This is a genomic window from Streptomyces sp. SUK 48 (assembly GCF_009650765.1).
In the GTDB taxonomy this organism is placed as follows: domain Bacteria; phylum Actinomycetota; class Actinomycetes; order Streptomycetales; family Streptomycetaceae; genus Streptomyces.
Genome location: NZ_CP045740.1, coordinates 6364899 through 6378452, shown reverse-complemented (window position 1 = coordinate 6378452; position 13554 = coordinate 6364899). Strand labels below are relative to the sequence as shown.

Below are 13554 nucleotides of genomic sequence, written 5' to 3'. Positions count from 1 at the left end.
GGCGGCGGCCGCCCCGTCGCCGCGACCGCGACCGCCCGCACCGGTCGCGGCGCGGGCGGAGGAAGCCGTGCGGAGGCGGCCGGGAACGTGGTCCATCTCACGCGCCCGGCCGTCCGGTCGGCGAAGGCCCCATCGGCCAGGGCCCCCGCCGCCGCGGTGGGCGGTCCCGCCGGGTGCACACGGCGGGCTCACCCGGGAGATACCAAGTGTTACGTCGACACCCCTGGCCGGAACGGGAGTTCACCCTGACGGGCGGGCCCGGCGGTGTGCCAGGGGGTGCTCACCCGTTCGGGTCAGCCGGCGGCGGTGGTGAGGGCCGGCAGGTAGCCGCCGGACTGGCCGTCGGCGGTGGGGTGGTACGACTCGGTGAGGTCGAGCACGTTGAGGCTGTGGAGCCAGGAACTGCTGGAGCAGATCTCGTGGCTGGAGAAGGCGCTGCGGACGTCACCGAAGACGAAGCCGTGGGCGGCGGCGCGGGACTGGACGGTGCCGTCCAGGGTGTCGGCGGCACTGTTGATGGCCGACCGCTTGGTGTCGGACAGGCCGAGGCAGACCTGGCCGAGCAGGTAGAAGCGCGGGTAACCGATCACGACCACTCGGGCGTTGGGCGCCTTGGAGTGGATGGCGTTGTAGACGGTGTCGAGCTTCCCGGGCAGCGTGTTGGTCGCGTAGGACTTCGCGGTGGCGATGGCGGACAGACAGGTGCTGTCGGAGTTCAGCACGCACGTCTGCATGACGCTCGCGAACCCGGCGTCGTTGCCGCCGATGCTGATGGACACCAGCGAGGTGGAGGAGTTGAGCGAGCCGAGCTGGTTGGCCATCACATCGTCCGTCGTGGCGCCCGAGCAGGCGTTGAAGGCGAAGGAGGCCGGCTTGTGCGCGGCGTTCCAGAGGTAGGCCGCGGAGTTGGTGCTGCGGTCGCAGTCGCCGCTGGAGCTGATGTAGCTGCCCGCGCCGACGCCGGAGGCGTAGGAGTCGCCGAGCGCCACGTAACCGCCGCTGTTGGATGCCGCCTGCGCCGACGCCGCCTGCGTGAAGCCGAGGCCCAGAGCGAGGAGGAGTGGCGCAACGAATCCGACAAGCCGGGAACGTCTCATGGTGTATCTCCCAGGTGAGCAGGAAGTCTGCGGCAACTTAAGTAGCAACTACGCGCGTTGAGCGGAAGTGTTCATGTCAAGAATTTTTGACTCTCAATAAGACCGTCTTCAAAGATTTACTGCGTATGTATTGCGCGTACATGTCAACTATGTTGACCGGGTCTCAGACACCTGCTCCAGCCGTTCATTTCGGGGTGAGGGCGCCCTTGACGCCCCCTCGGGCCTGCGCCACATTGAAGCCCGGCATCCGGCGCTCCGGAGGGCAAATTCGCCAATGCGCACCTTACGGGTCAACAGGGAACTGTCGCCGCTGCTCGCGGGCGCCGCGGCCGCCGTCCCGACGGCCGGCGCGCTGCTCGCCCTCACCGGCTCCGGCGCCGCGCTGCGCGGCCCGGGCGCGCTGCTCTTCCTGTTGCTCGCGCCGGCCGCCGCGCTCGCCGCGGCCCTGCGCGGCCTCGATCCCTTCGCCCGCGCCCTGTGCGCGCTCGCGGGCGCCGTGGTCGTGGACATGCTGGTGGCCCAGGTGATGCTCGCGACGCACCGGTGGTCCGTCCGGGGCGGGGTGGCCGCCGTCGCCGTGCTGAGTCTGCTCCTGCTGCTTCTCGTACTCCTTCGGGATCGAATCCCCGGTAAAAGCACACAAGAGTGAGCAAGGTGAGCCACTGTTGCGCAACGGACCAATCATGGAAAAGGCGATGCACCGTCCAGGTCTTGCCTTTCGGGCCGAACCGTCAATACCGTCATACAGCTCAACCGCGGCGGTTCGCCGGTGCGCGGTCCCTGGGGAGGGCCGGGCGCCATGGCGGGGTCCGCCGCGCAGCGCGGTAGGGGGGTGCCGTGCTCGGTGACCGAGAGCGGTGACCGGGCCCGGGCCGCGCGACCGGCCGCCATGCCCGCCCGGCGGCCCGGACAGCTGTGCCAAGCTCGTCCGCGGGTACGGAGCTCCGCTCGCCGTGCCCCGGAGGAGAACCCCCCTTTCGAACCGGATCCCAAGCCGGGCCGCCCGGCGGCGGGCGGCCCACCGGACGAGAGGGAACCAACCATGAGTTCAGCGCTGCGCCCGCCGAGTCCGGGCCGCGAACCGCTGCTCGTCACGCACTACCGGCCCATCTCCTCGCACCTGGCGATCACTCCGCCGGTGAGCGTGGTGATCCCCGCCATGAACGAGGCGCGGAACCTGCCCTACGTCTTCAAGAGCCTGCCCGACTGGATCCACGAGGTCGTCCTCGTGGACGGCAACTCCACCGACGGCACCATCGAGGTGGCCCGGTCCCTGTGGCCGCGCCTCAAGGTCGTCCCGCAGCGCGGCCGGGGCAAGGGGGACGCCCTGATCACCGGGTTCGAGGCATGCACCGGCGACATCATCGTGATGGTCGACGCGGACGGCTCGGCGGACGGCGGCGAGATCGTCAGCTATGTCTCCGCGCTGGTCTCCGGCGCCGACTTCGCCAAGGGCTCCCGCTTCGCCAACGGCGGCGGCACCGACGACATGACCTTCATACGCAAGCTCGGCAACTGGGCGCTGTGCACCGTCGTCAACCGCAAGTTCGGCGCCCGCTACACCGACCTGTGCTACGGCTACAACGCGTTCTGGCGGCACTGCCTGGACAAGATCGAGCTCGACTGCACCGGCTTCGAGGTCGAGACGCTGATGAACATCAGAGTGGTCAAGGCGGGCCTGAGAGTGCAGGAGATCCCGAGCCACGAGTACCTGCGCATCCACGGCACCAGCAATCTGCGGGCGGTGCGCGACGGGCTGCGGGTGCTGCGGGTGATCCTGCGCGAGCGCTCCAACCGGCGTGCGCTGCGCCGCCGTAAGCGGCACTCCGCGCTGCTCGAGTCCCGGCGGGGAGAGGTGTCTTGAGCGATCCCGGCATCTCCGTGGTGATCTGCGCCTACACCGAGGACCGCTGGGAGGACATCCTCGCGGCGGTCTCCTCAGTGCGCGCGCAGTCGTACCCGGCCCTGGAGACCCTCCTGGTCGTGGACCACAACCCGGCCCTCGGCGAGCGGCTGGAGCGCGCGTACCGGACGGCCGGGGGCGTGCGGGTGCTGCCCAACTCCGGTCCGCGCGGCCTGTCCTCGGGCCGCAACACCGGCATCGCCGCCGCGCGCGGCGAGGTGATCGCCTTCCTGGACGACGACGCGGTCGCCGAGCGGGACTGGCTGCGCCGCTTCGCCGAGGCGTACGCCGATCCCCGGGTGCTGGCGGTCGGCGGGCGCACCGAGCCGGTGTGGGCGTCGGGGCGGCGGCCCGCCTGGTTCCCGGAGGAGTTCGACTGGGTGGTGGGCTGCACCTACCGGGGCCTGCCGCCGGGCCGGGTGCGGGTGCGCAATGTGCTGGGCGGCAACGCCTCGTTCCGGCGTACGGCCTTCGAGGCGGCGGGCGGCTTCGCCACCGGCATCGGGCGCGACGGCGGCCGGCGCCCGCTGGGCGGCGAGGAGACGGAGCTGTGCATCCGCCTCGCCCGCGCCCGCCCCGACGCTGTGCTGCTCGTCGACGACCGCGCGGTGATCCACCACCGGGTGCCGCGGGCCCGGGAGAACTTCGCCTACTTCCGCACCCGCGCCTACGCCGAGGGCCTTTCCAAGGCCCTGGTGGCCCGCAGCGTCGGCGCGGACAAGGGCCTGGAGTCCGAACGCCGCTACGCCACCCGGGTGCTGCCCGCCGGAGTCGCCCGGGGCCTGCGGGACGCGCTGCTCGGCCGGCCGGGGGGCGCGGGCCGCGCGGGCGCCATCGTCGCCGGGGTGCTCACGGCCGCGGGGGGTTCGCGGTGGGGAGCCTGCGGGCGCGGCGCGGGTCGTACGCGGACGCGGGGACCGGCGCCCGGCCAGGGGGCCCGCGTGAGTGAGCCGCCCGTGCCCGTCCTCATGTACCACTCCGTCGCCACCGCGCCCAACGCCGCCACCCGGACCCTGTCCGTCGCACCCGGGACCTTCGCCGAACAGCTTTCCCTCATCGAGGAGTTCGGCTGCACGCCCGTCACCACCGCCGAACTGGCGGCACACTGGCGCGGCGGCCGGGCGCTGCCCGCGCGGCCGGTGCTGATCACCTTCGACGACGGCTACGAGGGCGTGCACCGGCACGCCCTGCCGCTGCTCGCCCGGCACGGCTTCCCGGCCACCCTGTTCGTCTCCACCGGCTGGCTGCGGGGCGCGTACGACACCGGGGGCGGCCTCGACACCATGCTCGACTGGGACCAGGTGCGCCGGCTCGCCGCGTCCGGGGTGGAGATCGGCGGGCACAGCCACACCCATCCGCAGCTGGACCAGCTGGACGAGGCGGCGCTGGACGGGGAGCTGGGCCGGTGCACGGAGATCCTCACCGCCGAACTCGGCGCGCGGCCGGTGTCGTTCGCGTATCCGTACGGCTACTCCAGCCGCCGGGTGCGCCGGGCGGTGCGCGCGGCCGGGTACGCGCAGGCGCTCGCCGTCGGCAACGGGCTCGCCCGCCGCGCCCAGGGGCCGTACGCGCTGCGCCGGGTCACGGTGCGCCGGGGCACGGGCGCCGAGGAGTTCACCCGGCTGCTGCGGGGGCAGGACATCGGCCGTGCGTTCGCCCGGGACCGGGCCCTCACCCGGGGGTACGGGCTGGTGCGCGGGGCACGGCGGATCGGCCCGGCGCTGCGGAAGGCCGGTCTGATCCGTGACTGACACGACCACCGCGCCCGGGCCGAGGGCGGCGCGGGCCCCCGGTACCGGCCGCGCCCCGGGCGGCGGCCCGCTGCTGCGCAACGCGTACGCGCTGATGCTCAACACCGGGATCTCCGCCGTCCTGGGCCTCGGCTTCTGGCTGGCCGCGGCGCACTACTACTCCGATGCCGCGGTCGGCCGGGGCTCGGCCGCCATCGCCGCGATGAAGCTGCTCGCCGGGCTCACCGCGGTGACCCTGACCGGCGCACTGGCCCGGTTCATCCCGGTGTCCGGGAAGCACACCGGCCGCTTCGTCTTCCGTACCTACGCGGGCAGTTCCCTGCTCGTGGCGCTGGCCGCCGGGGTGTTCCTCGGCACCCTGGACGTCTGGGGGCCGTCGTACCGCTTTCTGCACGGCCCGCTCCCCGGCCTCGGCTTCGTGGCGGCCGTGGTCGCCTGGAACCTGCTCACCCTCCAGGACGGGGTGCTGACCGGGCTGCGCAGCGCGCCCTGGGTACCGGTGGGCAACACGGTGTTCTCGGCGGTGAAGCTGGTGCTGCTCGCCGTGTTCGCCGTCGCCGTGCCGGCCACCGGGGTCTTCGTGTCCTGGGTGGCCGCGATCGGCACGTCCGTGGTGCCGCTGGGCTGGCTGGTGTTCCGGCGGCTGGTGCCCCGCCATGTCGCGGCGACCGCCGGGCGGCCCGGGCCGCCGCCCGCCCGGGAGATCGGGCGGTTCCTGGCCGGGGACTACACCGGCTCCCTGTTCTCGCTCGCCGTGGTCTACCTGGTGCCGGTGATCATCGCCGCGCAGGTCAGCTCCGCTCAGAACGCGTACTTCTACATCACCACCACCATCGGCGGCACCTGCAACCTGCTCGCCGTCAACATGGGCGCGTCCCTCACCGTCGAGGGCTCGCACGACCCGGAGCGGCTGGCCGCCGACGCCCGCGCGGCGCTGTGGCGGATGGCCCGGATCATGCTGCCGATCAGCGCCGTGCTGTTCGTCGGCGCGCCCTGGATCCTCGGTGTCTTCGGCGCGGGCTACGCGGACGCGGCGACCGGGCTGCTGCGCCTGTTCGCCGTCGGCACCCTGCTCCGGGTCGTCATGGAAACCTACTTCGCCGTCCTGCGCGCGCGGAGCCGAACCGCCGGACTGGCCTTTCTCCAGGGCCTGTTGTGCGTCCTGGTCCTCGGGCTCACCCTGCTGCTCCTGCCCCGGATGGGGCTCACCGGGGCGGGGGTCGCCGAGGTCTCCAGCCTGACCGTGATCGTCTCGATCGCCGCGCCGCGGCTGTGGCGGACGGTGCGGGCGGGCGCGGGGGCGGCGCCGGCGCGCGGGTTCGCGCGGGGCGCGCCGGTGCCGGACGCGGTGGCGCCGGACGGGGATCTGGCGGATCTGGGGCTGCGGGAGGAGGAGCCGGTACGACGGCGCCGGGTGCCGGCGTGGGCACGGGAACGGGCCGCCGAGGAGGGACGGGCCGCCGAGGAGGCCGTACCCCCGACGCGTCCCGCGCCCCCTGCGGATCAGGACCCCTCACCGGGCCCCTCGCCGGACCCCGCTCCCCGCGCCCACCCCCCGCGTTCCGCCCTCCTCCTCGCCTCCCTCCTGCTCACCGCCCTCCTCCTGTACTGGCTGCCCGCCCTGCGTCTCGGGGAGGGGGACCTGGACCGGATGGGCGGCCTCGGTCTGGTCTCGGTGCTGCCGTGGCCCACGCTCGTCGGCGCGGCGCTGCTGGTCGTGGTGTTCGCCGGGCTGCTGGGGCAACGGCGGGAGAACCGGGCCCTGCTGGTGGTGACGCTGGTCGTCACGGTCGTCTCGCTGCACGCGCTGCCGGCCGTGATCGAGACCGAGCCGAGGTTCGCGACGGCCTGGCAGCACCTGGGCTTCCTCGACTACATCGACCGCACCGGGTCGGCCGTCCCGGACCTGGACGCCCGCTGGAGCTGGCCGGGCTTCTTCGCGGTGGCCGCGTTCGTGGGCCGGGCCTGCGGGGTCACCGACTTCACGGAGGTCATCCGCTGGTGGCCGACGGCGATCCAACTCGCCTATCTGGCACCGATGCTGCTGCTGGTCCGGTCGGTGCGCGCGGACTGGCGGGCGCGGTGGACCGGCGTCTGGCTGTTCGTGCTGTGCGGCTGGGTCGGCCAGGACTACTTCTCCCCGCAGGGCTTCACCTTCCTGCTGTATCTGCTCTTCACCGCGATCCTGCTGGTCTGGTTCCGGCCGCCCCGGGCGCTGACGGCGGGGCTGCGGCCGGGCGAGACGGAGCCGCCGCCCGCCGACCGGCGCGGGCGGACCGTCCTCCTGCTGCTGTTGCTGGGCCTGTACGCCGCGACGGTGCCCGCGCACCAGCTGACCCCGTTCGTGATGCTGGGCGTGCTCGCGGCCCTCGTCCTGCTGCGCCGCTGCGAGCTGCGCGGCCTGCCCCTGCTGTGCGCGGTGCTCGCCGCCGTCTGGCTCGGCTTCATGGCGGAGCCGTACTGGTCCGGGCACTTCGACGACCTCTTCGGCGGGATCGGCGGGATCGGCGGCAATGTCTCCACCTCCGTCTCCGGCCGCATCCGGGGCGGCGACCCGACCCACCAGCTGGTCCTCTACACCCGGGTGCTGCTGGCCGCCGCCGTCCTGGCCCTCGCCTGCTGGGGCTGGTGGCGCCGGCGCCTGCACCGGTACCGCGAACGCTCCCTGCCGGTGCTCACCTTCGTCCCGTTCCTGGGCTTCGGCATGCAGTCCTACGGCGGTGAGATGGCGCTGCGTGTCTTCATGTTCGCGGTGCCGGGCGCGGCCCTGCTCGGCGCGCTCGCGTTCTTCCCCCGCCCCACGGGACCGGGGCGGCGGCCGGTCCTCGCCCCCGTGGCCGCGCTGCTCGCCGGGCTGCTGCTGATGGGCGGCTTCCTGGTGGCCCGGTGGGGCAATGAGCCCTTCGAGCGCACCCGGCCCGGCGAGGTCGCGGCGATGAACTGGGTGTACGCCCATGACCGGCCGACCGTACGGCTGCTGTGGCCGAGCAACGACACGGTGAACGACGTGACGCCCTCGCTGCCCTGGGGCGCGAGGGACATGGAGCGGGTCGACTACGTCCCGACGCTCGCGCCGGCCGACCCGGCCCGGGTGTCCGGGCTGGTCACGGCGCTCAAGGAGGCGGGCCCGCGGTCGTATCTCATGGTGAACGAGAGCCAGGTGACGTATCTGCGGCTGGACGCGGGCTATCCGGCCGCCTGGGGGGCCCGGCTCACCCGGAGCCTGGACGCCCGGCCGGAGCTGACGAGGGTGCTGGTCAACGCCGATGTCACGGTGTACGCCCTGCGCGCGCCGCCCCCGGGTCCGGTCCCCGGGCCGCACCCCGGGCCGGCCGGGCCCCGGGTGACGTGGACGCCCTGGTCGGTGGCCGGCGCGCTGGCCGCCGTGGTCCTGATGCTGCTGCTGGCCGCACGCGAGGCGGTGCGGGTGGCGGTGCCCCCGGGGACGCGCCGAGTGCGGTTGCTCCAGGGGAGTTTCTGGTTCTGCCTGCCGTTCCTGGCGGTGGTGCTGGGGGTGCTGGTGCAGCGGTTCCTGACCCTGAAGTGAGGATCAGCGGTCGAGCCACCTCACCTCGTACGGCCGCAGCGTGAGCCGCCCGCCGTCGACCCGCGCGACGGCCGGGCGGTCGCGGGTGTTGACGACGAGGACGGTGCGGTCGCTCGCGAGGACGCGCAGGCCGGGCCCGGCGGCCGGGTCGACGGGGACCGCGCGGTAGCGGGTGCCCGGCGGGAAGGCGGCGGCGAACCGGGACAGCAGGCCGTACATGGGCAGCGGCCGGCCCCCGTCGGCGCGGTCGGTCGGGGTCCACAGGCAGCCGGGGCACGTGGGGCCGGTGCGTTTCTCCGGGTTCCAGTAGAAGCCGGAGCCGGCGCCGCCCCGCACCAGGGCGATCAGGCCGGTGGCCTGCACGGCGACCCGGTGCGGCTCGGACCAGCCGGCGTCGCCGTCGCCGGGCTCCACGTAGTACTCCGCCCACCACAGGGGCAGGTCATGGGTCTGCCGCCGTACCCAGGCGCTGACGGCGGTCAGCTTGTCCGTGGCGGTGAACTCGTCGGGCCGCGGGCTGCCGCCGTCGGGGTAGGTGGCGCCGTCGACGACGGTGAAGTCGGCGCCGGCCTTGTGCGCGTTCCAGTAGGAGAAGGCGTCGAGCACCCGCTGGTCCATCGCCCCCCAGTCGCCCCGCAGCCGCGGGGACGCCTCGGGGTCGGTCGGGGCGACGCTGTCCATCGGCAGATAGGGCCCGCCGACCAGGACGTCCTCGCCGGTCCGCTTCAGCGCCCGGTACACGAGGTTGTACAGGTCGGTGTACCCCTCGTAGTCCCAGCGGCCCGCGGCCTCGTCCCAGAAGCCCTTGAACTCGTTCCAGACGAGGAAGTGCCGCACGTCCGGATAGCGCCGGGCCACGGTCGCGGCGAGGTCGGCGAAGTCCCGGTAGTGGCCGGGGTCGGGCGCGGTCTCCAGGGCCGAGCGGCTCCAATCGGTGTGTTCCGCACCGGACTTGCCGCCCTTCATCCAGTCGGGGGCGCAGCACAGGGTGATCACCGGGGTGCCGCCGGAGGCGCGGACGAAGGCGATCCGGCGGTCCAGGGCGGCGAAGTCGTAGTGCCCCGGGGACGGTTCGGGGTTGTCCGCGCCCCAGCCCATGATCGCCTGGTCCTGCGCGGGCCCGCCGTCCGCCTTGAGGAGCCCCCGCACCCGGGCGGTCGCGGCGGGCGCGCCCTCGTCGGCGCTGAACTGGGTGTGGGTGAACCCCCAGCCGACGGACGCCCGCACGGTGCCGCGCGGCGCGGCCGAGGTGCCGGGTGGTCCGCCGGGCGGTCCGCCGGGCAGGCCCACCAGCAGGGCGAGCGCCGCCGCGATCCCCCCGAGCAGGGCGGCGAGCCGCCATCGCCGGCCGACCGATTCCCACCCATGACGTGCCATCGGGGGCCACAGTATCGGCGCGGTCCGGGGCTTGGGCAGACCCGGGGCGGCCCCGGGACACCCGGAACAAGCGGTGGAAATGCCGTGCACGGAGGGCATCGGTGACGGATCATGGCGACATGCCTGCGAACCCGCACGACGCTCTGCCGATCCGGCTCCACGTCGACGATTCCGACTCGCCGTCCGACGTCGTCGACGCGCTGTTCCTCGGCCGTTTCGCGACGGGCGAGCAGCCGTACGCGCACGCGGTGAACATCGACCGCGTGCGCTCCGGCGCGACCCTGCTGCCCGAGGGCGCCCGGGTGCTCCGGGTCGCCCGGGACGACGACCGCAGCGCCACCCTCGCCGAGGGCGAGGGCTGGACCCTGCTGGTCTCCCGCTGGAGCCGGGGCGCGGACGTCACCGTGACCGCGACCAGCGCCGAACTGGCCCAGGAGATCCTCGACCGGGCCACGGACGGCGCGGCCGACGAGCCCGAACCCCAGCCGGAGAACGTGACGATGGGGTTCTGGTACGTGTCCCCGCGCCGCGGCCCGCACCGCACCACCCGGCAGATCTCGGCCGGCACCTGGTCGGAGGTCCGCGCCAACTACACCGCGCCGGTCGCCGAGGCGATGGACCAGCTGATGAAGACCACGCCGGAGGACATCGCGGGCCGCCTCCTGCTGCTGCACGGCCCGCCGGGCACCGGCAAGACCTCGGCGCTGCGCACCCTGGCCCGCTCCTGGCGCGACTGGTGCCAGGTGGACTGCGTCCTCGATCCCGAGCGGCTCTTCTCCGACGTGGGCTATCTGATGGACATCGCGATCGGCGAGGAGGACGGCGCGGGCAAGGGGCGCTGGCGGCTGCTGCTCCTGGAGGACTGCGACGAGCTGATCCGCGGCGAGGCCCGGCACACCGCGGGCCAGGCGCTGTCCCGGCTGCTGAACCTCACCGACGGCCTGCTCGGCCAGGGCCGCAACGTCCTGGTGGGCGTCACCACGAACGAGGACCTGGAGCGCCTGCACCCCGCCGTGGTCCGCCCCGGCCGCTGCCTGGCCCGCATCGAGGTGGGCCGGCTCACCCATGACGAGGCGGTGCACTGGCTCGGCACGGAGGAGGGCGTCGGCCGCGAGGGCGCCACCCTGGCCGAGCTGTACGCGCTGCGCCGGGGCACCACACCGACCTCGGTACCGGGGGCGCGCAACGGCGCGGACGCGGGGCTGTACCTGTAGTGCTTTCATGAAGAGGTGACCTTGCTGGTCGGCACCTCCGGGTGGCAGTACAAGGACTGGCGGGACCGTGTCTATCCGGCCGGGGTCCCGGCGCGGCTGTGGCTGGAGGAGTACACCCGGCTGTTCGCCACGGTGGAGCTGAACAACGCGTTCTACCGGCTGCCTTCGTACGACCATTTCGCCGCCTGGCGGTCCCGGGTGCCGCCGGACTTCCTGGTCGCGGTCAAGGCCAGCCGCTATCTGACCCACATCAGGCGGCTGACGGACCCCGCCGAGCCGGTGCACCGGCTGATGACCCACGCGGCGGGCCTTCGCGACCGGCTCGGACCGGTCCTGCTCCAGCTCCCGCCCACGCTGCGTGCCGACCCGGCCCTGCTGGACGCCTGTCTGGCCTGCTTCCCGGCCGGTACGAGGGTCGCGGTGGAGCCCCGGCACGACTCCTGGTGGACGCCCGAGGTGCGCGAGGTCCTCGTCTCCCGCGGCGCCGCCCTGTGCTGGGCCGACGTCCTGTCCCGCCCGGTCACCCCGCTGTGGCGCACCGCCGGCTGGGGCTATGTCCGCTTCCACCAGGGCCGCGCGCACCCCTGGCCCCGCTACGGCCACCGCGCCCTGGAGACCTGGGTGGACCGGATCGCCACGGCCTTTCCGGACGACGAGAGCGTCCACGCCTACTTCAACAACGACCCGGGCGGCGCGGCGGTGCGGGACGCGGCGGCCTTCGCCGGGGCGGCGCGACGGGCGGGCCTGGCGGTGACGCGATTCCCGGAACCGGCGGGCCGGCGCTGACGCGCCCCGGTCCCCTCCCTCCGCCTACCCCCCGTAGGCCGCCCGCAGGGCATCGCGCACCGCCGCCAGCGCCTCCTGCTCTCCCAGCCCCAGCCTCCGCGCCCGGTCGGCGTACGCCTGCGCGGCCGCGGACGCCTCACGCTCCGCGGCCGAGCCGGCGGCGGCCACATACGTGCCGAGGCGCCCCCGCGTCTCGATCACCCCGTCGCCCTCCAGCGCCCGGTACGCCTTGGCCACCGTGTTCACCGCGAGCCCCAGGGACTCGGCCAGCCCCCGCACGGTCGGCAGCCGGTATCCCACGGGCAGTGCCCCGGACCGTGCCTGTTCGGAAATCTGCGCCCGCACCTGCTCGTAGGGGGGCGCGCTGTCGTCGATGCGGATCTTCAGGCTCACAGCCCGATTCTGACGCACGCGCGGAAAAATGAGAGGCACCCCCGGAACAACTCCCCGTACGGTCCCTCCCCATGACATCGATCGTCCGCGACCTGCGCCCCGGCGCCCCGGCCGACACCGAGGGCTTCGCCCGGGTGCGCCGACTCGCCCTGCCGTACATCCTGTTCACCTCGGAATCGGTCCGGCACAACACGCTGCACACGCACCCCGACGCCCACTACCGCCCGCTGGTCGCGGAGGAGGACGGCGAGATCGTCGGCACCGCCCAGGTCCTGCTGGCGTACGACAGCACCGAGCCGGACCAGGGCCTGCTGAACATCTACGTCCGGCCGGACCGGGCGGGCCGGGGCGCGGGCACGCTGCTGCTGCGCACGGCCGAGGAGTACCTCGCCTCGCTGGGCGCGACCACGGTGTTCAGCTGGGTCCTGGACGAACCGGCCCACCGCGCCTTCGCCGAGCGGCACGGCTATCGGGCCGGCCGGTCCGCGCACTTCCTCCGCCTGGACCTGGCCGGCGGCGAACTGCCGCCGCTCCCGCCCACCCCGCCGGGCGTCGAGCTGCGCCCGGCCGCCGAGTTCGCCGACGACCCGCGCCCGCTGTTCGAGCTGGACATGGAGACCGTCCAGGACGAGCCGAGCGATCTCGACTTCGCCTCCCGGGGCTACGACGACTGGCTGGCGAGCACCTGGCGCCACCCGCTGCTGAACCGCGAGCTGACCATGGCCGCGTGCGTCGACGGCCGCCCGGTCGCCTTCACCGTCGCCTACACCGACGGCGACGGCCGGTACTCCACCGCGATGACCGGCACCGCCCGCGCCCACCGCGGCCGCGGCCTGGCCAAGCTCGCCAAGCTGCACTCCCTGCACCGGGCCCGCGCCGCCGGTGTCACCGACGCGTTCACGGGCAACGACGCGGGCAACGAGCCGATGATCGCGATCAACACATGGCTCGGCTACGAGATCTGTGCGACGGAGGTCCGCCATGTCCGCGAACTCGGCTGAGCCGACGAGCGAGCTGACCGTCAGCCTCATCAAGGGCGGCCGTACGAAGATCCGTTACCCGGCCGGGCTGCTCGGGGACGACGGCACCCGGGTCGTGGTCCGGGCGCCCTGGGCGGGCGCCGGCACCCGTGACTTCGGGTTCGTGCGCTTCGAGCCGGGCGATGTGTTCACCGAGTACTACTGGCGCGACCGGTGGTACGCGGTGAAGGAGGTGCGCGCCGCGGACGGCCGGGTCAAGGGCTGGTACTGCGACATCACCCGGCCCGCGGTCCGCACCGGGGCGGAACTGGTGGTGGAGGACCTCGACCTGGACCTGTGGCGCTCGGCCGACGGCGGGGACGTACGCCGCCTGGACGAGGACGAGTTCGCCGCGAGCGGGCTGGCCGGGCGGGACCCGGGGGCCGCCGCGGCCGCCGTGGCCGCCCTCGACGAGCTGGAGCGGCTCGCCCGCGCGGACGGTTTCGGCGACCTGCTGGCCTGAGCCC

General features: G+C 73.9%; 11 protein-coding genes and 1 pseudogene. 9 read left to right on the top strand and 3 right to left on the bottom strand.

Features of this window, described 5'->3' with window-relative positions; genetic code table 11:
• Positions 1-293: 293 nt before the first annotated feature.
• Positions 294-1097 (bottom strand): SGNH/GDSL hydrolase family protein, encoded by an 804-nt coding sequence (locus GHR20_RS28225; RefSeq protein ID WP_111585142.1) that lies wholly within the window; start codon positions 1095-1097, stop codon positions 294-296.
• Positions 1098-1371: 274 nt separating this feature from the next.
• Here GHR20_RS28225 and GHR20_RS28220 point away from each other — a divergent pair, with 274 nt between their 5' ends.
• The 5 genes and pseudogenes from GHR20_RS28220 to GHR20_RS28200 all read left to right on the top strand — a co-directional run bounded on the left by GHR20_RS28220 (position 1372) and on the right by GHR20_RS28200 (position 8298).
• On the top strand, positions 1372-1746 hold the full coding sequence (locus GHR20_RS28220) for a hypothetical protein (protein ID WP_181516497.1): 375 nt from the start codon (positions 1372-1374) through the stop codon (positions 1744-1746).
• 393 nt (positions 1747-2139) lie between these two features.
• Positions 2140-2961, top strand: a complete 822-nt coding sequence (locus GHR20_RS28215) for a glycosyltransferase family 2 protein (RefSeq protein WP_111585141.1) — start codon at positions 2140-2142, stop codon at positions 2959-2961.
• Positions 2958-3949 (top strand): annotated as a pseudogene (locus GHR20_RS28210) (glycosyltransferase family 2 protein). The gene GHR20_RS28215 and the pseudogene GHR20_RS28210 overlap by 4 nt, the downstream one beginning before the upstream one ends.
• Positions 3942-4751: a polysaccharide deacetylase family protein gene (locus GHR20_RS28205; protein WP_194859012.1), complete on the top strand. Its 810-nt coding sequence runs from the start codon at positions 3942-3944 to the stop codon at positions 4749-4751. Before GHR20_RS28210 ends, GHR20_RS28205 begins: the two are co-directional and overlap by 8 nt.
• A 94-nt stretch (positions 4752-4845) precedes the next feature.
• A complete protein-coding gene (locus GHR20_RS28200; protein ID WP_243878409.1) occupies positions 4846-8298 on the top strand; it encodes a lipopolysaccharide biosynthesis protein in 3453 nt (1150 codons plus the stop codon).
• A gap of 3 nt (positions 8299-8301) precedes the next feature.
• Here the strand turns inward: GHR20_RS28200 and GHR20_RS28195 are convergent, their stop codons facing one another.
• Positions 8302-9675: a xylan 1,4-beta-xylosidase gene (locus GHR20_RS28195; protein WP_153814760.1), complete on the bottom strand. Its 1374-nt coding sequence runs from the start codon at positions 9673-9675 to the stop codon at positions 8302-8304.
• Positions 9676-9776: 101 nt separating this feature from the next.
• Here GHR20_RS28195 and GHR20_RS28190 point away from each other — a divergent pair, with 101 nt between their 5' ends.
• Positions 9777-10889, top strand: coding sequence for a DUF5925 domain-containing protein (locus GHR20_RS28190; RefSeq protein ID WP_343336024.1), 1113 nt, complete (start codon positions 9777-9779; stop codon positions 10887-10889).
• A gap of 15 nt (positions 10890-10904) precedes the next feature.
• Positions 10905-11675, top strand: coding sequence for a DUF72 domain-containing protein (locus GHR20_RS28185; protein WP_148027537.1), 771 nt, complete (start codon positions 10905-10907; stop codon positions 11673-11675).
• Positions 11676-11699: 24 nt separating this feature from the next.
• On the opposite strand, the gene GHR20_RS28180 is transcribed toward GHR20_RS28185, so the two are convergent.
• Positions 11700-12068, bottom strand: a complete 369-nt coding sequence (locus GHR20_RS28180) for a GntR family transcriptional regulator (protein WP_161215320.1) — start codon at positions 12066-12068, stop codon at positions 11700-11702.
• Positions 12069-12139: 71 nt separating this feature from the next.
• On the opposite strand from GHR20_RS28180, the gene GHR20_RS28175 reads away from it, so the two are divergent.
• Together GHR20_RS28175 and GHR20_RS28170 are read left to right on the top strand one after the other, a co-directional pair.
• On the top strand, positions 12140-13069 hold the full coding sequence (locus tag GHR20_RS28175; protein ID WP_153814759.1) for a GNAT family N-acetyltransferase: 930 nt from the start codon (positions 12140-12142) through the stop codon (positions 13067-13069).
• Positions 13050-13550: a DUF402 domain-containing protein gene (locus GHR20_RS28170; RefSeq protein WP_153814758.1), complete on the top strand. Its 501-nt coding sequence runs from the start codon at positions 13050-13052 to the stop codon at positions 13548-13550. Before GHR20_RS28175 ends, GHR20_RS28170 begins: the two co-directional genes overlap by 20 nt.
• Positions 13551-13554 lie beyond the last annotated feature (4 nt).

Coding starts and splice junctions, on each gene's coding strand:
- GHR20_RS28170 (WP_153814758.1), top strand. CDS start 13,050: ATGTCCGCGAACTCGGCTGAGCCGACGAGCGAGCTGACCGTCAGCCTC.
- GHR20_RS28220 (WP_181516497.1), top strand. CDS start 1,372: ATGCGCACCTTACGGGTCAACAGGGAACTGTCGCCGCTGCTCGCGGGC.
- GHR20_RS28225 (WP_111585142.1), bottom strand. CDS start 1,097: ATGAGACGTTCCCGGCTTGTCGGATTCGTTGCGCCACTCCTCCTCGCT.
- GHR20_RS28200 (WP_243878409.1), top strand. CDS start 4,846: ATGCTCAACACCGGGATCTCCGCCGTCCTGGGCCTCGGCTTCTGGCTG.
- GHR20_RS28215 (WP_111585141.1), top strand. CDS start 2,140: ATGAGTTCAGCGCTGCGCCCGCCGAGTCCGGGCCGCGAACCGCTGCTC.
- GHR20_RS28195 (WP_153814760.1), bottom strand. CDS start 9,675: ATGGCACGTCATGGGTGGGAATCGGTCGGCCGGCGATGGCGGCTCGCC.
- GHR20_RS28175 (WP_153814759.1), top strand. CDS start 12,140: ATGACATCGATCGTCCGCGACCTGCGCCCCGGCGCCCCGGCCGACACC.